Source organism: Streptomyces sp. NBC_00440, from assembly GCF_036014215.1.
GTDB lineage: Bacteria > Actinomycetota > Actinomycetes > Streptomycetales > Streptomycetaceae > Streptomyces.
In genome coordinates, this window is the sequence record NZ_CP107921.1 from 152554 (window position 1) to 176398 (window position 23845).

The 23845-nt window shown below is 70.4% G+C and carries 19 protein-coding genes and 1 riboswitch; of the genes, 6 read left to right on the forward strand and 13 right to left on the reverse strand.

Translation table 11 applies throughout. The annotated features are described in order from the left end of the window. Positions 1 to 15 precede the first annotated feature (15 nt). From OHB13_RS00770 to OHB13_RS00780, 3 genes are all read right to left on the reverse strand, one after another. A complete protein-coding gene (locus OHB13_RS00770; RefSeq protein ID WP_328374782.1) occupies positions 16 to 2157 on the reverse strand; it encodes an acetate--CoA ligase family protein in 2142 nt (713 codons plus the stop codon). Then, complete coding sequence (locus OHB13_RS00775; RefSeq protein ID WP_328374784.1) at positions 2154 to 3359, reverse strand: acyl-CoA dehydrogenase family protein; 1206 nt, start codon at positions 3357 to 3359, stop codon at positions 2154 to 2156. Before OHB13_RS00775 ends, OHB13_RS00770 begins: the two co-directional genes overlap by 4 nt. 92 nt (positions 3360 to 3451) lie before the next feature. After that, positions 3452 to 5038 (reverse strand): APC family permease, encoded by a 1587-nt coding sequence (locus OHB13_RS00780; protein WP_328374786.1) that lies wholly within the window; start codon positions 5036 to 5038, stop codon positions 3452 to 3454. A 260-nt stretch (positions 5039 to 5298) separates the two neighbouring features. On the opposite strand from OHB13_RS00780, the gene OHB13_RS00785 reads away from it, so the two are divergent. Both OHB13_RS00785 and OHB13_RS00790 read left to right on the forward strand, forming a co-directional pair. Beyond that, a complete protein-coding gene (locus tag OHB13_RS00785) occupies positions 5299 to 6852 on the forward strand; it encodes a flavin monoamine oxidase family protein (RefSeq protein WP_328374788.1) in 1554 nt (517 codons plus the stop codon). Positions 6853 to 6907: 55 nt separating this feature from the next. Continuing rightward, positions 6908 to 7828 (forward strand): TetR/AcrR family transcriptional regulator, encoded by a 921-nt coding sequence (locus OHB13_RS00790; RefSeq protein WP_328374790.1) that lies wholly within the window; start codon positions 6908 to 6910, stop codon positions 7826 to 7828. Positions 7829 to 7925: 97 nt separating this feature from the next. Here the strand turns inward: OHB13_RS00790 and OHB13_RS00795 are convergent, their stop codons facing one another. The 3 genes from OHB13_RS00795 to OHB13_RS00805 form a co-directional block, all read right to left on the reverse strand. Next, positions 7926 to 9215, reverse strand: coding sequence for an amidohydrolase family protein (locus OHB13_RS00795; RefSeq protein ID WP_328380189.1), 1290 nt, complete (start codon positions 9213 to 9215; stop codon positions 7926 to 7928). A 992-nt stretch (positions 9216 to 10207) separates the two neighbouring features. Beyond that, positions 10208 to 10747, reverse strand: coding sequence for a mycothiol transferase (locus OHB13_RS00800; protein ID WP_328374792.1), 540 nt, complete (start codon positions 10745 to 10747; stop codon positions 10208 to 10210). Between the two features lie 51 nt (positions 10748 to 10798). Further along, positions 10799 to 11296 (reverse strand): FBP domain-containing protein, encoded by a 498-nt coding sequence (locus OHB13_RS00805; protein WP_328374794.1) that lies wholly within the window; start codon positions 11294 to 11296, stop codon positions 10799 to 10801. Positions 11297 to 11372: 76 nt separating this feature from the next. On the opposite strand from OHB13_RS00805, the gene OHB13_RS00810 reads away from it, so the two are divergent. Next, on the forward strand, positions 11373 to 11942 hold the full coding sequence (locus tag OHB13_RS00810) for a TetR/AcrR family transcriptional regulator (RefSeq protein WP_266860345.1): 570 nt from the start codon (positions 11373 to 11375) through the stop codon (positions 11940 to 11942). Between the two features lie 158 nt (positions 11943 to 12100). Here OHB13_RS00810 and OHB13_RS00815 read toward each other — a convergent pair whose 3' ends face one another. Beyond that, on the reverse strand, positions 12101 to 14140 hold the full coding sequence (locus tag OHB13_RS00815; RefSeq protein WP_328374796.1) for a phosphocholine-specific phospholipase C: 2040 nt from the start codon (positions 14138 to 14140) through the stop codon (positions 12101 to 12103). A gap of 342 nt (positions 14141 to 14482) precedes the next feature. Between OHB13_RS00815 and OHB13_RS00820 the strand changes: the two genes are divergently transcribed. Both OHB13_RS00820 and OHB13_RS00825 read left to right on the forward strand, forming a co-directional pair. After that, the gene (locus OHB13_RS00820; protein ID WP_328374798.1) at positions 14483 to 15193 is read left to right on the forward strand and encodes an esterase/lipase family protein; all 711 of its coding nucleotides are present in this window, start codon (positions 14483 to 14485) and stop codon (positions 15191 to 15193) included. A 164-nt stretch (positions 15194 to 15357) separates the two neighbouring features. Beyond that, positions 15358 to 16545, forward strand: coding sequence for a hypothetical protein (locus OHB13_RS00825; RefSeq protein ID WP_328374799.1), 1188 nt, complete (start codon positions 15358 to 15360; stop codon positions 16543 to 16545). Between the two features lie 37 nt (positions 16546 to 16582). Here OHB13_RS00825 and OHB13_RS00830 read toward each other — a convergent pair whose 3' ends face one another. The 4 genes from OHB13_RS00830 to OHB13_RS00845 form a co-directional block, all read right to left on the reverse strand. Continuing rightward, positions 16583 to 17452: an LLM class flavin-dependent oxidoreductase gene (locus OHB13_RS00830; protein WP_266860338.1), complete on the reverse strand. Its 870-nt coding sequence runs from the start codon at positions 17450 to 17452 to the stop codon at positions 16583 to 16585. A 92-nt stretch (positions 17453 to 17544) separates the two neighbouring features. Continuing rightward, a complete protein-coding gene (locus OHB13_RS00835; protein ID WP_328374800.1) occupies positions 17545 to 18438 on the reverse strand; it encodes a hypothetical protein in 894 nt (297 codons plus the stop codon). A 211-nt stretch (positions 18439 to 18649) separates the two neighbouring features. Further along, complete coding sequence (locus OHB13_RS00840; protein ID WP_328374802.1) at positions 18650 to 19561, reverse strand: TIGR03619 family F420-dependent LLM class oxidoreductase; 912 nt, start codon at positions 19559 to 19561, stop codon at positions 18650 to 18652. Positions 19562 to 19660: 99 nt separating this feature from the next. Next, positions 19661 to 20518 (reverse strand): helix-turn-helix transcriptional regulator, encoded by an 858-nt coding sequence (locus OHB13_RS00845; protein WP_328374804.1) that lies wholly within the window; start codon positions 20516 to 20518, stop codon positions 19661 to 19663. A 223-nt stretch (positions 20519 to 20741) separates the two neighbouring features. Here OHB13_RS00845 and OHB13_RS00850 point away from each other — a divergent pair, with 223 nt between their 5' ends. Beyond that, a complete protein-coding gene (locus OHB13_RS00850; protein ID WP_328374806.1) occupies positions 20742 to 21227 on the forward strand; it encodes a hypothetical protein in 486 nt (161 codons plus the stop codon). Between the two features lie 79 nt (positions 21228 to 21306). On the opposite strand, the gene OHB13_RS00855 is transcribed toward OHB13_RS00850, so the two are convergent. Both OHB13_RS00855 and OHB13_RS00860 read right to left on the reverse strand, forming a co-directional pair. Further along, positions 21307 to 21930 carry a polysaccharide deacetylase family protein gene (locus tag OHB13_RS00855; protein ID WP_266860329.1) on the reverse strand — a complete coding sequence of 208 codons (624 nt, stop codon included), beginning with the start codon at positions 21928 to 21930 and terminating at the stop codon, positions 21307 to 21309. Positions 21931 to 22386: 456 nt separating this feature from the next. Further along, complete coding sequence (locus OHB13_RS00860) at positions 22387 to 23475, reverse strand: HoxN/HupN/NixA family nickel/cobalt transporter (RefSeq protein WP_266860328.1); 1089 nt, start codon at positions 23473 to 23475, stop codon at positions 22387 to 22389. A gap of 28 nt (positions 23476 to 23503) precedes the next feature. Next, a riboswitch (cobalamin riboswitch) is annotated at positions 23504 to 23705 on the reverse strand. Positions 23706 to 23845 lie beyond the last annotated feature (140 nt).

Below are 23845 nucleotides of genomic sequence, written 5' to 3' on the forward strand. Positions count from 1 at the left end.
CCTTGGGTGCGGGTTTCACCGGAGGGTTTCACCGGTGGAGCTGTCGCCGGCGGCGATCTCGCCGGCAGGGGCGGCAGCGGTGAGGGTGATCAGTGCGTCGACGGCCAGCAGGCCGGCAGGGGCGACGCGGACGGGATTGAGTTCGATCTCCAGCAGGTCGGGCCGCGTGGCGGCCAGCCGGGAGAGCCGGACGACCGTGTCGGCGAGCGCCCCGGTGTCGGCCGGGGGGCGGCCACGCCAGCCGTTCAGCAGCGGCGCGCAGCGCAGCCGCGCGATCAGACTCAGCGCGTCCTCGTGGGTGCAGGGTGCGAGAGCGAGAACGCTGTCGCGCCAGAGTTCCGTCTCGGTTCCGCCCGCGCCGACGACGACCACCGGCCCGAACGACGGATCGCGGCGGGTGGCGACCACCATTTCGACGACGTGCGGGCGGCGGTCCAGCTCTTCGACGACGTACCGGCCGGGGCCCAGGCGCAGGGACATCTCCATGTAGGAGGATTCCAGCGCGATGGCGTCACCGAGACCGACCGCCACACCACCGTGCTCGCTCTTGTGCTCAAGCCAGTCCGCCTTGAGGACGTACGGAGCAGTCAACCGGGTTGCCGCATGCCGCAGTTCGGCCAGGTCGGTGACGGCGAGGGCGGGTGGGAACGCGATGCCGGCACCGGCGAGCAGATCGCGGGCCGCGAGGTAGCCGAAGGCGGTCGGCGCGGCGGTGGGGAGCCCGCCAGGTCGACCGCCCGGGCGCCCGCCCGCGGCCTGGGGGGTACGTACTTCCGCGCCGGAGGACGTACGTACATCCGCCAGGCCCCGTTCGGCGAGGCGGGCCGCCGTGCCCAGTGCGCCGACGGCCGTCTCGATGTCCTCGTAGGTGGGCACACCCGCCGCACGCAGGGCCTCGGTGGTCGTGGTGGACCGGGCCATCGAGTGCACCAGCACCGGCAGCCCGTGCCGGACGGCCGAACGGGCCAGCTCCAGGGCGACTTCGGTCTCCCGTTCCTGGTGCGCCGGGATGTCGCGGCCGTAACTGCCGAAGTATCCGCTCATCAGGACGGCGTCGGCGCCGCCCGACGCGGCCACCAGGTCCACGACCCGGCCGTACGTACGCAGGTCCTGTTCGCCGCCGCCGGCCAGGTCGACCGGGTTGGCGGTGGCGGCCTGCGGTGGCAGGCCGGCCGCGATGGCGTTCCGGGTCGGGGGCGGCAGTGGCTCCACCAGCAGTCCGGCGCGCGAGGCGAGGTCGACGGCGAGTGCGCCCTGTCCGCCGCTGTCGGTCACGACGACGACGCGCCGCCCGGTGGGGCGCGGTGCCCGGACGAGGAGCTGAGCGGCGGCGATCAGACGCGCGGGCGTCTCGGCCCGCACCGCGCCTGCTGTCTCGCAGGCGGCGTCCACGATGTCCGTGGCGGTGGTCATCGCCCCGGTGTGCGACCGGGCGGCCTGCCGGCCGGCGTCGCTGGCGCCGACGGTCAGCAGCAGTACGGGTTTTCCGGCCCGGCGCAGTGCGGTGAGGGCGGCGATCAGTGCGCGTCCGTCGCCGAAGCTCTCCAGATAGAGAGCGACGAGCCGGGTGGCATCGTGGCCTGCGAGGTCGGTGAGGACTTCGTGGGCCGTGACGTCCGCCTGGCTGCCCACGGAGACGAACCGGGAGATCCCCAGTCCGGCGTCGGCGGCGAGGCCCGCGAGCTCCAGTCCGAGCTGGCCGCTCTGTGAGACGATCGCCAGCGAGCCCGGCCTGAACTGCCCCCAGACCAGGTCGAGTTCGGCGGACGCGTCGTAGATGCCGAGGCAGTTGGGCCCGATCAGCCGGGCACCGGCCGCGCGGACCCGGGCGGCGAGCCCGCGCTCGTCCTCGACTCCGGCGGTGATGGCCAGCAGGCCGCGTGCGCCCAGCGCCAGTGCCTCGTCCACGGCGGCGCCGAGTGCGGGGCCCGGTACGGCGAAGGCGACGAGTTCGGGAGCGTCGGGCAACTCTCGCAGCGAACGCGCCGTTTCCTGTCCGAGGACTGCGCCTCCCCGGGCGTTCACCAGGTGCACGGTGCGCCGCGCGGTTCCGGTCAGGGCACCCCTGGCGAGCCAGTAGCCCCACTTCGTCGGCGTACCGCTGGCACCGACCACGGCGATGGACGCCGGGTCGTGGAAGGCGTCGAGACCGGTCATCGGTCTGCCCGCTGTCCCGGTCCGTCCGCCTTCGCCAGCGAGCGGGAGACGACCAGCCGCTGGATGTCGGATGTGCCTTCCTCGATCTCTTCGAGCTTGGCGTCGCGCATCCACTTCTCGACGAGGTACTCCTGCGAGTAGCCCCAGCCGCCGAGGGTCTGCACCGCGGACCAGGTGTTGGCCATCGCGTTCTCCGAACCTACGAGTTTCGCCATGGCGGCCTCGGCGGTGACCCGCTCGCCCCGGTCGAACAGCCGGGCCGCCCTGACCGCGAAGAGATGCGCCGCATCTGTACGTACGGCCATGTCGGCGAGCCGGAAGGCCACCGCCTGGTGCTTGATGATCGGTACGCCGAACTGCACCCGGTCGCGGGCGTAGTCGGTGGCGTAGTCGAGGGCGGCTCGGCACAGTCCCGCGCAGGAGGCGGCGATGAGGATGCGGGAGGCGTCGAAGGTCCGCATCAGGCCGAAGAAGCCCTGGCCCTCGTCACCCAGCCGGTCCGCGACCGGGACCCGTACGTCCTCCAGGAACACCTCGGCGTTGACGATCGCCCGCTGGCCCATCTTGCGCATCGGCTTGCCGACGGTCAGGCCGGGGGTGTCCCGTTCGACCACGAACGCGGTCACGCCCTTGGCGCCCAGCGAGGGATCGACGGTGGCGAAGACGACGAAGCGCTGGGCGTAGGGGGCGTTGGAGATCCACGCCTTCTGCCCGTTGAGCACGTAGTGCTCGTCCGCTCCGGTGCCCGCGCGCACCGCACGGGCGCGGATGCCGGCGGCGTCGGAGCCGTGGCCCGGTTCGGTGACGGCCAGCGCCGTCAGCGGCGGGGTGTCGCCGCACAGCGGGCTCAGCCAGCGCTGCTTCTGCTCGTCGGTGCCCAGTTCCAGGATCGGGTCGGCGAAGAACCCGCTGGAGGTCAGCAGGTTGCCGATGGCGATGTCGCCGTGGCACAGCTCCTCCTGCACCAGGACCTGGGTGAGCATGTCGGTGATGCCGCCGCCGCCGTGCTGGGCGGGGATCATGAAGGAGGCGAGGCCGATCTCGGCCGCCTTGGCCCACAGGTCGAGCGGCGACTCGGTCTGGGCGTCGTCGACCTCGCGGGCCCGGGGCCGGATCTCCTTCGCCGCGAATTCGCGGCTGAGCTGGAGGATCTGCCGCTGCTCGGTGCTGAGTTCCAGGACGTCGCGGATCTCGAAAGGCATGAAGGCTCCCTGCGGTACGGGTACGGGTACGTGGTGGGCCGGCAGGCCGCTGCCGGGGCAGCGGTCGGCGGTGGGTCGGAAGGGACGGGCGGTCAGCTGCGTCCGGCGGCGGCCGGCGAGGGCTCGTCCATGGCCTCCGTCAGCGTGGGAGCCGACAACTTGGCGGCGAAGAAGGACGGCGCGCGGCGCTGCTGGACGAGCATCACCACGAGGCCCACCGCCAGTGCGCCGACACCGATGAGGAAGACACCGCCGATATGCCAGTGCGGTGCGAACGGAAGCGTCCAGGAGGTGCCGCCGGAGTCCGGGTTCCAGTCATTGCGCAGGCTCCAGACCCCGGCTGCCACGAGGGTCAGCCCGCCGATGGCCGGCAGGACCACCCGCAGCCACAGTTCGCCGGCGCTCCGGCGGACCGCACGCCGGTGGGCCCAGGCGGAGGTGATCCCGGTGAGGCCGTAGTAGAGGGCGATCATCAGCCCGCAGGAGGAGACGGCGTCGCCGATCACATGCCCGTGGGCCAGGAAGTTCATCGCCAGGTAGACCACTCCGCCGGCCACACCGGTGGCGATCGTCCCGGCCTTCGGGACGGAGAAGCGGGGGTGCACGGTGCCGAGTGAGCCGGGCAGCGCCCGGTGCCTCGCCATGGCCAGCATGGTGCGCCCGAGGGTGAGTACGGTCGTCTCGGTCGACGCGGCAGCCGAGGACAGCACCATCAGGACCATGAGGTGCCACATCACCGAGCCGAAGCCGGTGGTGCCGAACACGGCGCCGCCGAGGGCGGAGAAGACGTCGCCCGAGTGGTCGGGATTGGCCAGGCCGTTGCCGGTCGTGCCGATACCGGCGAACGAGACGGTCGCGTACGTGGCCCCGAGGTAGAGCGCCAGCAGCAGCAGGGTCGACAGGGTGGCGGCCCGGCCCGGCGTCCGACGGCGGTCGGCCGTCTCCTCGTTGACCGTGAGAGCGGTCTCCCAGCCCCAGTAGATGAACAGCATCAGCACCAGGCCACTGGCGAAGGCGCTCGGTGAGGAGATCGCGAACGGGTCGAGCCACGACAGCTGCGGATGCCGGGCGCCGGCGCCCGCGTGGCCGGTGTAGACACGGACGAGCGCGACGACGGAGAACACCACCAGCATGGCGAACTCCAGGAAGAGCAGCGCCCGCTGGACGGCGGCCGCGACCTCGATGCCGCGGTAGCAGACTGCGGTCATCAGGGCGATCCAGCCCAGACCGACGGCCAGCACCCAGGGGCTCGACGGGTCCTCGCCGATGCCGTGCGCACCGAACAGCAGGAACACGTACTGGCCGGCCACCTGCGCGAGGCTTCCCATGACCAGGACGAACGAGGCGATGATCGCCCAGCCGCCCATGAAGCCGGTGCGCGGGCCCAGCGAGCGGCTGGCCCAGGTGAAGATCGTTCCGCAGTCGGGGTCGGAGCGGTTGAGCGCCGCGTAGCCGAAGGACACGAACAGGATCGGTACGAAGGCCAGCACCACGACCGCCGGCGCCTGGAAGCCGACGGCCGCGACGACGAAGGCCAGCGTAGCGGCAAGACTGTAGGCGGGGGCGGCCGATGCCGTCGCCAGGATCAGGCTGGTGACCATGCCCAGTGCCCCGGGCCGCAGCCCCTTGGACTGGACTTCGGCCGAGCCGGTCGGCTCGGTCTGCTCGGTGGTTGCCATGGATGCTCCTCTTGCTCACGGAGTGGAGGACCGGCCGGGATGTACAGCGCGCAGGAGCACCCGGGGCGGCCTTCGCGGCAGTGGTGGAGTCGTGGGGTGTTGTGGGGTGCGGGGTCGTGGGGTGCAGGGTCGCTGAGTACGGAGTCGCAATACTGATTGGTGCGTCACCATTGCTGATGCCGGAACCTCCGTCAAGGGGTGCGGACAAAGTTGATCGCAATGGTTGACTGACAGTTCAGTCTTGCTCCACGCTCTCCCCCATGAGGTCACAGACCGAAACCGAGCAGACCGAACCCGCGCAGACCGAGCCCGCACGGACCGATCCCACGTCGGCCCCCATGCCGGCCCCTGCGTCGGCCCCACCCACCCCGGCGCACCGCGCCCCGGACGAACGCTCCCCGGACGCCCCGGGCGTGGCCCGGCCCGTGATGACGGACGCCGTCGTCATCGGCGCCGGCTACGCGGGGCTCAGCGCCGCGCTCCGACTGCACGAGCAGGGCCTCGGCGTCGTCGTACTCGAAGCCTCCTCCCGCGTCGGCGGCCGGGTGCTGAGCGAGGAGCGGCCATCGGGCCCCGTGGTGGACCACGGTGGCCAGTGGGTGGGCCCGACGCAGAAGCACCTGCTGGCGCTGGCCGAACGCTTCGGCTGCCGGACCTTCCCCACCTGGGAGACCGGACAGCACATCGAGGTCTGGCACGACGGGTCACGCGTCGGATATGCGGGCGCCGCACCGGCCTCGGGCCCCGGAATCGCCGAGTACCTCCGGATCACCGCACTGCTGGACGACCTGGCACTGACCGTCGACCCCGAACAGCCCTGGCTGACACCGCACTTCACGGAGTGGGACGGTCTGAGCGCAGAGTCGTTCTTCCGCGAACAGACCGCGGACCCGGACGCCCTGGTCCGCCTGGCCCTCGCCGTACAGGGCGTGTGGTGTGCCGAACCGCGCGAGATCTCACTGTTCCACGTGCTGTTCTACATCCGGGCCGCGGGGAGTTACGAGCAGCTCATGGAGACCGGGGGCTGCGCCCAGGACGGGCGGTTCGCCACGGGCGCCGCCGGGCCGGCGCGCGCCGTCGCGGAGCTGCTCGGCGACCGGATCCGGCTGGGCGAGCGGGTGTGCGGTGTGGAGCAGCACGGGTCCGGAGTCCGGGTGCGTACCGCTTCCGGTGCGGTCGTGGAGGCCCGCCGCGCGGTCGTGGCCCTGCCACCGCCGGCGGCCCGCTCGATCACTTTCAGCCCCGCGCTTCCGGAGCCCCGCTCGGGCTGGATCGCGCACAGCCCCATGGGGCGGGTGGCCAAGATCCATGCTGTGTACTCCGAACCGTTCTGGCGGGCGGACGGTCTGTCCGGCATCGCGACGCTCTACGGTTCGCTGCCGGTCGGCGTCGTCTTCGACAACTCCCCCGAGGACGGGTCGGCGGGTGTCCTCGTGGCCTTCGTCTACGGGGACCGGGCCGGTTCCTGGGCCGGGCTGGACGAGGAGCAGCGCCGCACGACCGTACTCGGCAGCCTCCGCGCCGTGGTGGGCGAGCGTGCGGAGCGGCCGGTCGACTACACCGAAACCCTGTGGGAGGACGACGAGTTCGCCCGGGGCGGCTACGCGGCGTACGTGACCCCCGGCGGCTGGAGCGGCTACGGGGAGCACGGCTGGCGGGAGCCGACCGGCGCCGTGCACTGGGCCGGAACCGAGACCGCGACGGTCTGGAACGGCTACATCGACGGGGCCATCGCGTCCGGATACCGCGCCGCCGACGAGATCGCGGGGGCCATCGCCGTTCCCACCGCCGGCCTCGCGGAGAAGCACGGCTGACGTCCCGGCCCGGCATTCCGCCGGGTGCGGCCGGTCGAGCATAATGGGGCCCGCCATGGCGAAGGAGACTCAGACAACCGCGAATCCGGCCGGCTCCCGGGCCCAGGAACCTGACCGGCCCCCGGAGACGGCGGCCGACCGGGCGCGCCGGGTGGTGCTCGCCGCCGACGTCAGCCAGCGCGAGTTCGCCGGTCTCATCGGGATGGACCCCACAGCGCTGTCGAAGGCGCTGCGCGGCACCCGCAGGCTCCAGGACCACGAGCTCGCCGCCATCGCCCGGGTCGGCAAGGTGCCGGTGCGGTATCTGGCGACGGGCAGCGGCCGCGAGCCTGCGGCCCTGGCGCGTGCCGCCGCGGGGGGCGCACGGCGGCGGGCCGAGTCGCTGGACGCCGATGTACGACGTGTCCAGATCCTCGAAGCCACCGCGCGGCTGATCGCCCGCCGGGGCATCCACGCCGTACGGGTCGCCGACATCGCCCGGGAGTGCGGTACCAGTACCGGCACCGTGCACTACCACTTCCCGGCGAAGAACGGCGCGCTGCGGGCCGCGCTGAGCTACTGCGCCGACCGGCTGCACGCCCGGTTGCAGAGCGAGTTCGAGCAGGTCGGCGACCCGGTGGAGATGCTGCGCAGGCTGGTCGAGGTCCAACTGCCCAGCAGCAGGGAGGACATCGACGAGTGGTCGGTGTGGATCCAGTCGTGGACGGCCGCCATGCTGGAGCCCTCGCTGCGCGAGGCACAGCGGGCTGCCTACTCGCGCTGGCGCGGGACCGTGCTCGGCCTCATCCGGCACTGCCAGCGCGAAGGCCTGGCCCCCGACGCCGACCCCGAAGCTCTGACCAGCCGTTTCACCAGCCTGGTTGACGGGCTGGCGATCCAGATGCTGTCGGGCAGTGCGGAGATGCCGGTGGAGCGTATGCGGGAACTGCTCCTGGACACCTTCGAACCGCACATCACGCTGCGCCACTCCGGCTGACCGGTCTGGCAGGTCCCGGTCCCGCCACCAGCACGCACCGCTGGGACCGGGACCGGGACCGGTGGAGACCGTCGCGCAGCCCCACGCCCCTCTCCCCCTATGTCGGTTTGACCCACTGCAGCTTGGCGCGGCGTACCACCTGGGGGCCCACCTCGGCGGCCCTGGCCACCAGCGCGCGGCCGTCCCAGTCCTGCGGCCAGCCGTCCCACAGGCGCAGCCGGCCGTCCACGACGACCGCGGTGATCTGGTCCCGGTTCGAGAGGCGGACCAATTCCCAGCGAAGGTCGAAGGACGGGGTGAGTTCGGGGACGTTCACGTCCACGACGAGGAAGTCGGCTGCCTTGCCGACGGCGATCTCACCGGTCACCTTGCTCAGCCCGACGGCGTCGGCGCTCAGCCTGGTGGCGTGGTCGAGCCAGAGCCGTCCGGCGCCGCACGAGGAGTCTCCCGTCGCCAGTCCTGACGTCAGCCGCTGCGCGGACTCCGCCGCGTCGACGAGCCGGAACCCGTCGCCACGGGTGCCGTCGGTTCCCGTACCGAACCGCACGTCCATGGCGGCCATCATGGTGGCCTGTGCGACAGCGTTGCCCTTCCAGGCGCTGGCCACCGGGTTGTAGCTGACGGCCGATCCGGAGTCCGCGAGCTGACGCATCTCGGTGGGGGTGGTCAGTGTGGCGTGCGCACCGAGGAGGTGCGGGCCGAGTGCGCCGATGTGGTGCAGATAGTCGATGGGGCGCCGGCCCACGCTCTTCAACGAGCGTTCCACGGAGGCGAGATGTTCGTTGACATGGATCTGGAACACCGCACCGGCTTCCGCGCACATGTCCGCGGTCTTCTTGATGACCGCGGCCGTCGCGTCCTCGGGGACTGCGATGGCCAGGGAGGGGTGGATCAGCGGGTGGCCGCCCCACCGCCCGAGGTGCGCGGGGCCACCCTTCCCATCGGAGACGATCTTGGAGAGCACACAGCGGATCCCGGCTTCCTCGGTGCCCTTGGCCAGCGCCGCGACATCGACGGGAGCCCGGGTCCCCGCGTCGGCGACGGTGGTGAAGCCGCCGCGCAGCGCTTCCAGCGCGGCCAGTTTCGCCGCGAGGTAGGCGGTGTCCTCGTCCAGCGCGTGCTCCAGCGGTTCCCAGATCGTCTTGAAGATCTCCGAAGGCTGCCCGAACGACTTGGCCTTGCCGAAGCTCTGGGTCAGATGGTGGTGGGCGTCGATGAAGCCCGGCATCAGAAGGTGCCCGTCGAGACGGACGGGGTGCAGGTCGTGGTGGGCGGCGATGAGTCGCTCGGCCGGACCTGTCTCCCGGAATTTCCCGGACTCCACCAGGACGGCCTGTCCCCGTACCGGCCCGTCCGCGAGGAGCAGCAGTTCGGGTACGAGCAGCATGCGCTTGCCCGAGAGCTGGTCGGGCCGGAACGTGCGTGTGTCGCCTGCCCGGGAATCCGTGCTGTGTGCCGCGGCGGGGGCCGCGTGGGCCGTGCCCCCGGCCGGGGTGTTCCCGCGAGGTTCCGCGGAGGCGCTCGGACCGGCGGCCATGGACGCCCCGAGGAGCCCGCCCGCGCCGGTCAGTCCGACCCCGGCGAGGAATCCGCGCCGCCCGACACCGTCCTGCCCCCCGCCCCGCCCGGTGACCGGCCCCCGGCCCTGCTGCTGCCCGCCGGACGGTTCCCGTACTGGATTCCGCCCGCCCTCGTCGGAGGCATTCCGCTGATCCCCATGGGAGGGATTCCGCTGGTCCCCGTTGGAGGGATCCCGCCGCTCGTCGTTCGCCAACCCGCTCGCCTGCTTTCCGTCCGTATCCGACTGCCCATTGCTCCAGAGGCATCCGCGCACGGGCAGCAGCGGGTGTGCCGCGCACGTGACGGAGCCGGAAATCACCGGCGTACGAGGTCGACCGCGCCGGGTGGCCCGACCCTAGAACCATGCCAAGAAGCGGAACAAGCCTTCCGACATACGGGATTCGGCTGGTCGGAGCGGGGGCGGCGGAACACCTCGGCCACGGCGCCCACCCCCTGGCCAGAGCGCCGCGGGACGGTCCGGTGGTGGCGTAACTTCACGGAAACATGAGCGGGCCCCGGCGCACGGCACCCCGGAAGCCGCAGCACACGCCTCACACCTCCGGTGATCCGGCCACCGCACACGGCACACCGCGGGCATGAACCCGGACGACAAGAGCCTGGCCCGGGGGCGCGCGACGGCCGGGCAGCCGCCGGGACGGCAGCCCGCCCGGGGCCTGGAACGGGCGCGGTGCGCGGCGTCAGAAGGGGGCCGGCTTGCCCGCGGGGCAGGGCGGCAGGCGGAAACCCGGAGTCGCCGGGGCGGTCGCCAAGGCGATGGTCGTCAGAGCAACGGTCGTCGGAGCGACGGCCCCCGGCGAGTCACTCCCCCACGAGGCCGTCCACCGACTCCCTGATGAGGTCGGCGTGGCCGATGTGGCGGGCGTACTCCTCGATCAGGTCCAGCAGGATCCGCCGCAGGTTGGGCGACTCGCCCGCGGAGGTGGTGAAGCGGCCGAGCTGTTCCGGACCGCCGCGGGTAAGGGCATCGGCCACGAGGGAGTGCGAGCGGGCTACGGCGCTCTCCCAGAGAGCCATCAGCTCCTCGGGGCTGTCCTGGGCGGCCGACTTCCACTCCCAGTCGGGCTCGGCGTCCCAGTCCACCGTGGACCACGGGGCCCCCGCCGGCTGCGCGAGCAGGAGCCGGGCGACATGGGTGTCCTCGACGTTCGCCATGTGCTTGAGGAGCCCGCCCAGCGTCACGGACGAGACACCGACCGTGGCCCGCAGGCCTGCCGCGTCCAGCCCGCCGCACTTCCACGCCAGCGTCGCGCGCTGGCGCTCCAGGGAACCAAGGAGGGCAGCTGCCTCGTCACCGGCGAGCGGCGGTTCCGGGCGGTCCTGTCCTCCGATGTCAGTCACGGGCGGAGCCTATCGCAAGTCCATTGCCGGGCCAGGGAGTTGCTGCCCCGCTCACGCGATCACGTTCTCGATGAAGGCCATCACATTGTTACGGGTCCGGGCGACCTTCTCGTCCACGGACAGGGTCTCCTTGAACGCCCAACCGGCGCCGGTCGGCTTCTTGCCCCGTACGTAGAGCGAGCAGGCCAGATCGGTGCAGAGGTACTGGCCGACGGTGTTGCCCTGGCGGCCGGCCTCACCGGGGCGGCGTGCGGTCATCAGCACCACACGGCCGCTGGTGTGGGTCGTGAGACACAGCGAGCACATGCTGCGGGAGGTGAAGCCCCGGCTGGCCCCGGTCGGTGCGCGCAGCACGAGGCCGAGCAGGCGGCCGTCGTCCTCGGCGACGAGATAGGCGCGGTCGGGGGCCCCGGGGTCGCGCCAGCCGAGGAAGTCGAGGTCGTCCCACGGGAGCTCTTCCAGATCCCTGGGGATGTTCAGACGCGTGGCCTCGCCTTTGGAACAGTTCACGAACGAGTTACGGATGTCGGTCTCACTGAGGTGTCTCACATCAGCCGACGCTAGCTGGCCTAATATGTTTAGGCAAACTCTTTATTTCATTAGCTCGCAAGCTCACGGAGGACGCATGGCACGACTGGGCATCACCCCGGAACGCCTCACCAGGACGGCGGCGGAGCTCGCGGACGAGATCGGCTTCGACAATCTGACCCTCTCGGCGATCGCGCGCAGGCTCGGCGTCAAGGACCCGAGCCTGTACGCGCACATTCGCAACGCCCGCGAGCTGAAGATGCGGGTGGCGCTGCTGGCCCTGGAGGAACTGGCCGACGCGGCGGGCGCCGCGCTGGCCGGGCGCGCGGGCAAGGACGCACTGGTGGCGTTCGCCAACGCCTACCGTGATTACGCGAAGGCACATCCCGGCCGCTACACCGCGGCCCAGTTCGAACTCGACAAGGAGGCCGCCCTCAACAGCGCGGCTCCCCGGCAGTCGCAGATGACCCGGGCACTCCTGCGCGCCTACAACCTGCCGGAGCCCGACGAGACCGACGCGGTGCGGTTCCTGCACAGCACATTCCACGGGTACGTGAGCCTGGAGCGGGTGGGCGGCTTCAGCCACACCCCGCGTGACGCCGACGCCTCCTGGGCCTATGCGCTGGACAGCCTCGACTTCGCCCTGCGCAACCGGCCCACCGGCTGACCGGCTGACCGGCTGACCGGCTGCGGCGTACCGCCGTACCGGGACCGGCCCGGCGGCAGCCCACGAACGCCCTTTCACCGCAGCACCGCAGTGCCGAAGCGTCGAAGTGCCGCAGCACCGCAGTGCCGCGCAGCCGTTCGTGAGCCACCGCACCGCGGTCAGCCGCTGACGCTCGGCGCCCCGGTCTCGATGTGGCCGGTGTACCGGCGGGACCAGGTGGAGTCGCAGTCGGCCGTGACGATGAAGTCGTACCAGCCCTTCGACAGGGCCGCCGCGTTGAAGTAGTCCTCGGCGGTGCCGCCCGCTGCCACCGTGTAGGTCCACGGCCCGTCCGAGCGGTAATTGGCCGCCTTGACGGTGAACTTGACTGCCGCCGATGACGTGTTGGTGAAGGTGAACCAGATGGCCTGCTTGCCGGTGTCCGGCGCCGCTGCGTACTTGGCGGCCACCTCCACGGCCTTCCCGGCCTTCGACGCGTCGCCGGCGAACCGGCGCTGGAAGCGGTTCGGTCCCATCAGTGTGAAGTCGTACTTGCCTGATCCGTACCCCGCGCCGATGTTGAAGTAGTCGGTCGCCGTGCCCCCCGGGTCGACGGTGTACTGCCACGGTTCCGTCGACCGGTAGGCGTTGGGGTGGATGGAGAAGTGCGCGGCGCTCTTCGCCGGGGCACCCTCGTTGGACATGCCGAACCAGGCGAGGATCTTTCCGGCCGAATCGAATTCCAGCCGGTCCAGATTGGCGTTCGGCTGGTACGGAATCGCACGGGCGGGGCGGGTGCCGCTCTCCTGCGCGGGAAGGGCGTTGGTCTGCGGAGCCGGGTTCGGCAGCGACGTACAGCTGTCGATCCCGATCACCTTCGCGGTGGACGGGAGACCGGAAGGCACTCCGTACACCGGTGCGCCGAAATCGAAGACCCCCGTGAGGTCGCCGGTGACCCTGCGCCGCCAGGCGCTGATGTTCGGGCAGGTGGCCGGGGTCCCGAGAGCCGTGGTCCAGGTCTCCAGGAAGCGGAGCACCGAGGTGTGGTCGAAGACCTCCGACGACACCCAGCCGCCCCGGGTCCAGGGCGACATCACGACCATCGGCACGCGGAAGCCGAGCCCGTACGGGACCCCGTTCAGGAACTCGCCCGGCTCGTCGGCGGGCGGTGACGGCGGGGGTACGTGGTCGAAGAAGCCGTCGTTCTCGTCGTAGTTGAGGAAGAGGACCGTCGAGTCGAACACATCCTGGTCGGCTGCGAGTGCCTGGTAGACAAGGTTGACGAAGTGTGCGCCGTCGCCCGGCGGGGCGTACGGGTGCTCGGAGAACCCCTGGTTGGGGACCACCCACGACACCTGCGGGAGCGTGCCCGCCACGACGTCGGCCTTGATGGCCGCTGCGATGTCGTCGGGGGTGGAGCCGGTGGTGGCCGGTACGGAGGCCATGCCCCGGTCGTGGAGCGGGTCGCCCGGAGCGGCCCCGGTGAACTTGGTGAAGTACGCGAGGCCGTTGTCACCGAAGTTGTCATCGGCGTTCTGGTAGAGCTTCCAGCTCACCCCGGCGCGCTGCAGCGCCTCGGCGTAGGTCTCCCAGGTCAGCCCGGACTCGTCGCCACCGTCGCTGCTGGAGGAGTCGACCTTGCCGCTCCAGAGGTAGGTGCGGTTGGGGCCGGTCGCGCTGAGAGTGGACGAGAAGTATCCGTCGCACACGGTGTAGTTGTCGGCCAGCGCATAGTGGAAGGGCATGTCGTCGCGGTCGAGGTAGCCGAGCGTACGGACATTGCCGACCCCCGAAACCCAGTTGTCGAGGCGGCCCTTGTTCCAGGCGGAGTGCTGCGAGGACCAGCTGTGCGGCAGATCGCCGTTGCACTGGGCGAGGGTCTCGCCGTCGACCCCGCCGGCCGCCGGGGTGGAGCTGAGCTTCCAGGGGTACTGGCGCCCGAGGCCGTTCGGCTGGTTGAACACCGACTGCCCGCCGGACAGCGATATACCGCTGCGGTCGTCGAAGCCCCGGACTCCCTTCAGCCGCCCGAAGTAGTGGTCGAAACTGCGGTTCTCCTGCATCAGGACGACCACGTGCTTGACGTCCTTGACCGTTCCGGTCGCGCCGGCCGCCCGGCTCGCGGCCTCGGCGGGGTTCCCCGCACCCATCGGAACGACGGCACCGGCAACCGCCCCCGCACCGAGCGCCACGAAGCCTCTTCGACTGATCGGTGTCATCCGCCTGCCCTCGCCCTAGGAATCAGTTGCGCACACGTGATCGCGATTGCGTCGCATCGCGCACAAGAGTGCAGGATTCACTGCGTCCACAGCTAGACCCATGCCACCAGCACTCTGTGAAGATCCGCTGAACACCACACTCCGCGCCGGGGACGGGTCCCGGAACAGGGAGGGGTCCCACGTCCGCTGACGGGCCCGGGAACGGTGAACCGCCCGGACCGGTAGTGGTACGCAGCCATGCGGTCTAGGATTCCCCTCCGCCCAAATGTTCCTGACGGGACATCAGCACCAGCACCTGCCCGCTCGCTCCCGCGCACTCCCCCACCCCGTAGGAGACTCATCATGCGACGCGGATCCTCCGTGCTGCTCGCCCTGCTCGGCGCTCTGGCTCTGATCTGGGGCACAGCCCCCGCCTCCCTGGCCGCACAGCGAGCCACCGAGCGAGCCACCGTACGGGCGGCGCACAACCCTGTGATCTTCGTGCATGGCTACAACGCCGACCCGGGCGTCTGGGGCAGCATGATCAGCGACTTCAAGTCCGACGGCTACACCGACGACCAGTTGTTCAGCTGGGGCTATGACACGCACCAGTCCGTCAACGAGGTCCTCGCCGGGCAGTTCGCCGACTACGTCAACAACGTGCTGCGCACGACCGGAGCGTCGAAGGTCGATCTGGTCGCGCACTCCTTCGGCAGCCTGACCACCCGCTGGTACGTCAAGTTCCTCGGCGGCACCGGCACGGTGGACCACTGGGTATCCCTGGGAGGGCCGAACCACGGCACGTACCTCACCTGGGCATGTGTGATCTGGGATCAGGCGTGCCGGGACATGTCGCCGGGCTCGTACGTGCAGGACCAGCTGGCCGCCGGCGACGAGACACCGGGCGCGGTGAAGTACGCGACCTTCTGGTCGGAGTGCGACGAGGTCATCGACCCGGACAGCAGCGTCGCCCTGGACGGCGCGGTCAACACGGGCGCGGGCTGCCTGAAACACAATGACCTGCTGGGGGACGCCGGAGTGTCCCAGGGGGTAAGGGACTTCCTCGGTCACTGACCGGCGGCTGCCACGGTGCTGCACACTCCCCACACATCCGGACCCCTTGACCCCGGGAGCCGGCCGATCCTACCTTCCCCTCGGGAAAGCGCTTTCTCCAGCGGTGGGGAGTGCCGTTCCGATGATCCACACCGGATTCCCGCAGCAGCGAGAGGACCCCTGGGATGCGCCTCGGAAGAACGCACAACTCCGCCCCACCTACCGTCAGGAACGCCCCGCGGAATCGGGGGCGGGGCTGGGCGGCCGCCTCCCTCGCCGTAGTCGTCGCCGCACTGACGGCCCTCGCCCCCACGGCTTCCGCAAGCTCCGGCTTCACCGTCTTCACCAATGAGCGCGGCGCGGACACACCCGGCCTTCAGCAGTACGGCGCCGTCAAGTCCACGGTCGTCTACGACTATTACGCGCTGACCTGCGACACCGACGGGTGCTACTCGAACGGCGGAGCACTCCCGTCCGAAGCCGCCTACGAGAGCAAGGTCAAGGAGTACATGGGCGCGAGCCAGTTCGGCGGCGGCGCCACCGCCCCGGTCGTACTCGACTTCGAGAACATCGTGCTCACGGCGGAGTCCGGGCAGGCGGCGACCAACGCCCTCAACCTCTGGAAGCAGCTCATCACCTGGACCCACAGGGCCGCGCCGTCCGCGCCGGTCGGCATGTACGGGTACGACTCGTCGACCACCAACAACAGCCTCACCCAGCAGTTGCACCAGAACGGCCTGCTCGACTTCTTCGCGCCCCGCGCCTACCGCGGCAGCTCCCAGACGGATGCCGCGTGGACCAGCACGCTCGACGCGGCGGTCGCCAACGACCACTCACTCGCACCCGGCCAGCCCATCTATCCGTATATTTCACCGAGTTGGGACGGCAGCCCGGGTGGCGCCTATATGTCGGGCACCACCTGGGGCTACACCATCGACCAGCTCAAGGCGAAAACGGACGGCGCGGTCGTCTGGGAGCCGTCCGCCAACGACGCCTCGGCCTGCAACTGGGTGGCGCAGAACGCGTACGAGATGGGTGCCCTCACCGGTACGCCGAGCAGCGGCCCGCTGACCGCCACCGCGACCCCGCCGAGCGGCAACTGCACGGTGCCGCGCGGGAGTACCACCGCCGTTCCCGTCACCGTCACCAACACCTCGGGTTCCACCACGGCGGCGACCCAGATGCAGTCGTTCACGGGCGGATCGGGATTCAGCGGCAGCTGGCAGTACTGGAACGTGCCGTCCCTCGCGCCGGGGGCGTCGTTCCGTACGTCGCTGCCGCTGGCCGTCGCGTCCTCGCAGTCCACCAGCACGGCGCTGCTCCACATCCGGACCGGGCTGAGCGACACACGCTGGGCAGTCGTCGTGAAGTAGGCACGTGCGACCCGGTCAGGTCATCCGGACCGGGCTCTCAGAAGACGGGTGGCCCCTGTTCGATACGGCGCATGACCGGCTCGAACCGGTCGAGCCCTTCGCCGGTCTGCAGCCGGCGTTCGTCCCACCAGGTGGCGCCGGCCTCGATGAGCGGTCCGATCACGTCATGTGCCCTGGCGGCGGCAGTGGGGCTCGCGCCGCCCACGACGATCTCGAAGGGAGCGTCGTGGGCGTCGGCGCGCAGCCGGTGAAGGTAGGCGACCAGTTCGCGCACCTCGTCGACGGGCGGAATCTGTCCGTGCTTGGCCGATGCGAAGAGGGGAACCGCGCCGTCCCAGCGGGCAGCGCGGCGCATCGGCGGGCGGTTGGGCCAGAATCCGCCGATCCACACCGGCGGGCGGGGGCGCTGCACCGTGGCGGGCAGCAGGGTCACATCGCGGACCGTGTAGTGCTGTCCTTCGCACGTGACGGGCGTGCCCGACCAGTAGCGCCGCAGCAGCTCCAGGCCTTCGTCCAGGCGCCCGGCGAGCACCCGCGGGTCGGTCGGCTCGCCGAAACTTCCGTACTCGTCCTCGATCGGGCCGCCGAGCCCCGCGCCGAAGATCACCCTGCCGCCGCTGAGGGCATCGAGGGTGGCCACCTGGCGGGCGAGCTGCTCCGGGCGGCGCCGGGCGACCGGGGTGACCAGGGTGCCCAGCCTGAGCGTGGTGGTCGCCAGCGCCGCAGCGGTCAGGAGCATCCACGGGTCCCCGAAGGGCACGCCCTGCCGCTCGCGCTTGTCGTGCACCACGTGGTCCCAGACGAACAGCCCGTCCCAGCCTGCCTGTTCGGCGGCTGCGGCCACTTCGGCCACGGTCCTGGGGTCTGCGAAATCACCGAAGTTCGGAATGTTGACCGAGAAACGCATTCCCGCATCCTGCTGCATGACGACGAAGCGGGCAATCGAACAGCCGGGGCTGCTCATCGCCCGACCGGCGGTGGCAGCCCCCGGAGTTCCCGCTACCGGCCGGCCGCCGCGGCGGCGTTGCCCTCCACCGTGACCTGCTGGCCTTGCCCGGTGGTCTTCGACGTGGTGCTCAGGCAGCTGCCCGACGCCGGGTCGCTGACGGTGGGGAGGCTCCCCGTGTAGTCAGTACCCGCCTCGGTGCCGACGGGCTTCCCGTAGGTCACGGTGACCTGCTGGCTGCAGCCGGCCGTGAGGTAGGGCTCGATGAAGCCCTGGTCGGCGTTCTTGAACCGGCCCGAGGACGACGGGAGGCCGAAGCTCCCGATGTGCGCCACGGAAGCGCCGGTCGCGGTCTGGATGACGTCTCCCGACATCAGCTGAGTGTCGCCGGTGACACTGGCGCGCTTGAGGACGAGCGAGTACATGGTGCCCGGCGTGTAGGGGAACTGGACCGCGCAGCTCACTCCGGCGCCGCCGTCCGCACCGTAGTTGCAGTGGGTGTCCGTCGTGGTGGCGTCCGCGTTGAAGGAGCTGAAGACCGCCTGGAGCATGTGGTGCCCGTTCGCGTCCACGGGCTTCGGCTGGAATCCGGCGTACGGCCGGGTGCCGCTCTCCAGCGTCGTGTAGTAGGCGAAGTAGATGCCGGACGCGTCCGGAGCGGAATCCACGGACATCGGCAGCGTCAGCGTGGTCACCGGGGTCGGCGCGTTCGTGGTCCAGCGCAAGGTGGGGGTGGACGCCCACGACTGGCCCGCCGCGCCGAGGGCCAGGAGGGCGGTGGCGCCGAGGACGATGCCCGACCTGACGAGACGGCGCCTCGGCTTTCTGCCGGCCGAAACCGTGGACGAACCTCTGCGGGATGTAGCCGTACTGGATGCACCCGTACTGGATGGACCCGTACTCGATGAACTCGGGCTGGACGTACCCATGCTGAATGGCGTGCGCATGTCATCTCCTGACAGCCGGTGTGCGGGTTGGGCGTCAGCATGTAAGCGATTGCTATCACACCGCAAGGGGTTCGCCATGTTTCTGTCTTTTACTATGGCCAGAGCCCACGGGCGCAGTAGTAACCGGTCACCTTCCGGGGGTAATTGACCCCGACCGGCGCCCGGCGGCCACTGACCACCGTCCGTGCGACGCCCGACCCGCCGCTGTCCGTCAGCGGATGGTCCCCGACACCGGGTCCAGGACCTTCTCGGTGAGGAGCTCAAGGAGCCTGCGGTCCTCCTCGGCGGTGCCGCGCCGCGCAGGCGAGTCGGGCGCCGTGTCCAGGAGCAGATGAGTGGCGCCCAGGTCCGCCAGCGCCACAAGGTCCTCGCGGATCTGGTCGAGTGTGCCGTGGCCCACCGGGTGCTCGCCGTCGATCACCGTCCCGGTGACCCGGATCTGGAGCCGGGGCACGAGAGCGGGGGCCGCCCGTCCTGCACGCTCCGCCTCTTCGGCGAGCACCGGCAGCGCCGCACGCATGGCGGGCAGCGTCGCCAGATAGGGGTGCCAGCCCTCCCCGAGCCGGGCCGCACGCCTGAGGGCGGCAGGTGAATTGCCGCCCACCCAGACGGGGAGGCCGGGCCGGCTCTGCGGGGCCGGGGCGGTGTGCACGTCCTCGTACGAGACGTACTCGCCCCGGAAGGTGGTGGGGTCCTCGGTCCAGGCGGCGCGGATCGCCGCCAGATACTCGTCCGCGATCCGGCCGCGCTCGGTGAACGGCACGCCCAGCGCGGCGTATTCGGCCCGCGACCAGCCGGTCCCGGCGCCGAGGATGAAGCCTCCGGGGTTCAGGCAGTCGATGTTGGCCGCCAGCCGTGCGGTGTGCAGCGGGTGGCGGTAGGGGATCACCGTGACGGTCGTCCCGAGCGTGAGCCCCGGCACCCGCCCCGCGAGGTGTGCCGCGAGCACGAACTGGTCGAAGAAGGGGGCCGGATACGCCTCGTGCACGTCAGCGGTCACCGCGACATGATCGGAGATCATCGCGAAGGAGTAGCCCAACTCCTTTGCGTCCAGGGCCTGCTGGACGAGGGAATCAGGGGTGGTACCGGGACCGAAATTGAGTATGTTGACGCCGAATTTCATCAGGAGAGCGTAACAATCATCCTGAACCGGGGCACGCTCCCCCGGGGCGCACGCCCGTTCGCCCCTCCGCGTACCCTCGCTCCCGGCACTACCCGGCGCTCACCGAAGGTCCTGATCAGCCGGTGCGCAGCGGCAGTTGGTGCCGGAAGCGGCGTGGCCGCTGTCGGCCGCGGCGCTGCTCGGCAGAAGTCCGTACCGCTGCGCCCGCAAGACAGCCGACAGCCGGTCGCTGGTGCCCAGCTTCCGGTAGATGCTTCCCATGTGCTTGTGGACCGTACTGACGGACATCCCTAATCGCCTGCCGATGGAGGCAGCGGTGAGCGATTCGCCCAGGAGAAGGAGAACGGTGGTCTCCCTGGCCGTCAGCCGCACGTTTCCGGCGGTTTCATGGGCGCCGACGCGATCAGCGACGGGCAGCGCCTCTTCCCACCTCCGGAGATAGCGGCACTGTTTTTCAACACCGGCGAGAAGCGGTTGTACCCGCCGTGCGTAAGCGAGGTGCTCCGCAGTGAACTCGGACTCCTGCCGGTACACCAGGTACCCGTGGATGGGTTCGAACCGGCCTGCCAGCGGGAGCGCCAGAACGCTGCTCGCGCCGAAGGTCTCCCTGGCGACGGCGGCTGCTTCACTGTTCCGCCAGACCCGTCCGCCCGTAATGCTGCGGGCCGTGACGGGTACCAGCTCCCCGGTTGCCCGGTAGAAGTCCGTGAAAGGAGAACCCGTCCGGATGCAGGCCTGCGCGTCCTCATCGACGGTGCGGTCGCTCATCCCGCCGGGTGTCCACACGTCGAGGCCCGGGGAACCATCGTTCCATTCCTCGGCTTTGCGGATCGCATGGCCGGCTCCCAGAGAGCGGAGGAGATGGCCGGTAAGAAGCGGTAACAACCTGTCGTGATGTCGTTCGTGCAGGGCTGCGACCGCCAGTTCCAGCATCTCCTCGTAAGCCCGCTCGGACACTCGGGACATGGGCCCTCCTCTGTCTATGGGTACTTGTACCCATAGCGGCGGGCGACCTGGTCCGGCCACGATGACGTTCTGGAAGCGGTCGGCAGGCGTGGGCCCGAGGCAGCTCCAGACCTTACGACTCAGCTCTCTGGTGCCGATCGGAAGGCGCCGACCGGCTGAGACACGCGATGCGGGACGGCGTCATCCGTCCCGTGGATACGGGGGGTTCAACCACGTGATCCGTAAAACGCTGACGGGACGGCCCAGGGCGGTTCGCACGGCGCGCGCCGTCGCAACTGCCGCGGTGAGCCTGGGCCTCGCCCTCATGGCGGCCCTGACGTTCGCGGCTCCGGCGACCGCCGGAAGCGTCCCGGCCTGGATCGACAACCACACCGGGCGGCACCTCGGTGGTGCCCGGTTCTCTCACGGCAGCTCAAAGTGCAAAGTGTGGAACTACGACGGGAACGACGACAGCACTTCGCACTATGGCTCCTACCGGTGCCAGAAGGTGACCGTCCAACCGCACACGAACACCGGCACCTGGGACGACATGGATGCCGTCACCGTCTTCAGCAGCAGTTACTACTACATCCGCTGGGCGCTCCCGCACGGGCGGTGGGCGCCGTACCACAAGGTCAGTGCAGGGGTGTACACACGGTTCCACGGTCTGCACACAGCCAAGTGCTACAGCGGCACACACGTACATTGCAGCGTCGTCTGACCCGGAACTCCTGCGCCGGGCCGGCCAGCCGCTCCGCGCCGCCCGGAACCGGCGGGCGGCCCGGGGCGGCTGGTGCACGTCAGAGCTCCGGCCGCACCGGGACGAATCCGCTGTCGAGCAGCCGGGGCAGGTAGTTCCTGACCGCTGCGACCGTCTGGGACCGGTTGCCGCCGCCGTCGTGGCAGAGCACGATCGAGCCGTCCTTGACGTCGCGCAGCACGGAGTTGGTGATGCTGCGCGTCCCGGGCCGCGCCCAGTCGTTGGTGTCCACCGACCAGCCAAGCGGTTCCATGCCCAGGTCGGCGCAGATCCCGAGGGTGACCGGGTTCCAGTCGCCGTACGGTGCGCGGGCCCAGTCGGGCGGAGCGCCGAGCACCTTCTCGATCAGATCGCTGGTCCGGGCGAGTTCGGACCGGGCTGCGGCCGGCTTCAACTTGGTGAGCTGGGGGTGGGTCCAGGAATGGTTGGCGACGGCGTGTCCGCCGTTCGCGATGTCGTGCAGCAACTGCGGGTACTGGACGGCGTTCTCACCGATGACGCAGAACGTCGCCTGCACGTTGTACTGGGCCAGGATGCGCAGCACCTGGGGCGTGTACTGGGGGTCGGGACCGTCGTCGAAGGTGAGCGCGATTCTTCGGCCACTGTCCTCCAGCGAGTACACCGCATGGGTGCGGACCGCCGGGTTGTGGGAGGGGGCGCCCATGGATGTCTCGCCCGCGAAGGGCCGTAGCCGGTAGGTGGGGGGACGGGCGGCCGCCGCTGCAGGTGGTCCGGCGGCCGGTGGGGGCTGGACGCGGTGTGGGGGTGGGGCGGCGGCCGGTGCCTGTGAAGGATGTGCGGCAGCGGCTGAACCGGCGTTGCCACCGGAGGGGCCGTACACCCGGGAGACCACTCCCCCGACAGCCAAAGCGCCCAGACCGACCGCGGCGCGCACGAATCGGCGGCGCCCTTGCGTATTAATGTGATTTTCAGACTGCATGGCACCGTACTGCCATACGCGGCGGCGATCACCCGGCCGACACGGCCCGACATGCGTCCGATTCCACTCCGTCGGGCCAATCCGTCGCCAGCCCCGTCCGCGACACGCCGTGGTTTTCCCGGTCCGGGCGGGACCGGGGCGTCCGAGTGCCCCGGTCCGCCGCGCGCGGGAGGCGCCCGTTCAGCTGCTGTCGGCGGCGCGCACCGCCCACTTCTCCTCCACCCTGGCGATATGCCAGTACGCCAGCGCCGCGGCCCACACCACGACGAAGAGTCCGACGATGAGGTAGCCGACATTCCCGAGGTCGAGGCCCGCTATCCAGCCGGTCACCGAGTCCTGGAGGGCGAGCTTGTCGTGCAGCACACTGATCAACTCGATCGTGCCGATGAGAAAGGCGACGGCGATGGACAGGCCCGTGATGGCGAGGTTGTAGAACACCTTGCGCACCGGGTTGGCGAAGGCCCACTGGTACGCGAAGTTCATGAAGGTGCCGTCGAGTGTGTCGAAGAGACTCATTCCGGCCGCGAAGAGCAGGGGCAGGCAGAGGACGGCGTACCAGGGCAGACCCGCTGCGGCGCCGCTGCCCGCCATCACCATGAGGGTGACCTCGGTCGCGGTGTCGAAGCCCAGGCCGAAGAGGAAGCCCAGCGGATACATCTGGCCGGGCCTGCTGACGGACTTGGTGAACCGGCCGAGGATGCGGTTCATGAACCCGCGCGAGTTCAGGTGTGTTTCGAGTTCGGCCTCGTCGTAACGTCCGGCGCGCATCTCCCTGAACACCCGCAGAATGCCCACGAGAGCAACCAGGTTGAGTGCCGCGATGAGGTACAGGAACGAGCCCGAGACGCTCGTTCCGACGACGCCGAGCACCTGGTGGGCGTCCGAGCCCTCGTTCATGAGGACTCCCGCGAGCCGGGCTCCCCCGGCGACCAGCGCCGCCATGGCCACCACCACGCTGGAGTGCCCCAGCGCGAACCAGAAGCCGACCGATACCGGGCGCTTCCCGTCCGCCATGAGTTTGCGCGTGGTGTTGTCGATGGCGGCGATGTGGTCGGCGTCGAAGGCGTGCCGCATCCCCAGCGTGTACGCGGTGATGCCGAGTCCGACCCCGAACGCCTTGGACCCGACCTCGTAGTGGCCCGGCTCCACCAGCAGGAACAGAACGCCGAACGCGACGACGTGGAGGGCTGCTATCACCCCCAGGAGCCCGGCGGTACGTACGGTGTCCTCGCGCCGCCAGGCGAACACGGCGGATTCGGGCAGGGTCATGCGGTCACGCTCCAGCACCTCGTGGATCACTTCGTGAGATGCCGTGGCCGGTCTCCTGGCTGACGGGTCCGCTTGACGCTCGCCTCCGGCCCTGCCTTCCCGGCCGCGATACGGCCAGTGGCTTCGACGGGACGGAGACTCCCCGATCACAGTGGCGAGGGCCGCTCCGGTCTGAGGCCCCGAGGGGGCTTTCACCGGTCTTCCCGAACACCACGGCTCGCTCACCCTAGGTTCTGCTCGACGGTGGCAGCAAATGCGCCCACCTGGGGCAGGTATCGGATCTCACACCTGTCCGCCGCCGGGTGGTCAGCTGCCGATAACGCCGGAGAGAGCCCCGGCTCTCACCGCCGCACCGGCAGCAGCGGACCAC

Excerpts from the sequence above, each read along its gene's own strand:
- OHB13_RS00770 (WP_328374782.1), bottom strand. The coding sequence starts at position 2,157 with ATGACCGGTCTCGACGCCTTCCACGACCCGGCGTCCATCGCCGTGGTC.
- OHB13_RS00775 (WP_328374784.1), bottom strand. The coding sequence starts at position 3,359 with ATGCCTTTCGAGATCCGCGACGTCCTGGAACTCAGCACCGAGCAGCGG.
- OHB13_RS00780 (WP_328374786.1), bottom strand. The coding sequence starts at position 5,038 with ATGGCAACCACCGAGCAGACCGAGCCGACCGGCTCGGCCGAAGTCCAG.
- OHB13_RS00785 (WP_328374788.1), top strand. The coding sequence starts at position 5,299 with ATGAGGTCACAGACCGAAACCGAGCAGACCGAACCCGCGCAGACCGAG.
- OHB13_RS00790 (WP_328374790.1), top strand. The coding sequence starts at position 6,908 with ATGGCGAAGGAGACTCAGACAACCGCGAATCCGGCCGGCTCCCGGGCC.
- OHB13_RS00795 (WP_328380189.1), bottom strand. The coding sequence starts at position 9,215 with ATGCTGCTCGTACCCGAACTGCTGCTCCTCGCGGACGGGCCGGTACGG.
- OHB13_RS00810 (WP_266860345.1), top strand. The coding sequence starts at position 11,373 with ATGGCACGACTGGGCATCACCCCGGAACGCCTCACCAGGACGGCGGCG.
- OHB13_RS00815 (WP_328374796.1), bottom strand. The coding sequence starts at position 14,140 with ATGACACCGATCAGTCGAAGAGGCTTCGTGGCGCTCGGTGCGGGGGCG.
- OHB13_RS00820 (WP_328374798.1), top strand. The coding sequence starts at position 14,483 with ATGCGACGCGGATCCTCCGTGCTGCTCGCCCTGCTCGGCGCTCTGGCT.
- OHB13_RS00825 (WP_328374799.1), top strand. The coding sequence starts at position 15,358 with ATGCGCCTCGGAAGAACGCACAACTCCGCCCCACCTACCGTCAGGAAC.
- OHB13_RS00830 (WP_266860338.1), bottom strand. The coding sequence starts at position 17,452 with ATGCGTTTCTCGGTCAACATTCCGAACTTCGGTGATTTCGCAGACCCC.
- OHB13_RS00835 (WP_328374800.1), bottom strand. The coding sequence starts at position 18,438 with ATGCGCACGCCATTCAGCATGGGTACGTCCAGCCCGAGTTCATCGAGT.
- OHB13_RS00840 (WP_328374802.1), bottom strand. The coding sequence starts at position 19,561 with ATGAAATTCGGCGTCAACATACTCAATTTCGGTCCCGGTACCACCCCT.
- OHB13_RS00855 (WP_266860329.1), bottom strand. The coding sequence starts at position 21,930 with ATGGGCGCCCCCTCCCACAACCCGGCGGTCCGCACCCATGCGGTGTAC.
- OHB13_RS00860 (WP_266860328.1), bottom strand. The coding sequence starts at position 23,475 with ATGACCCTGCCCGAATCCGCCGTGTTCGCCTGGCGGCGCGAGGACACC.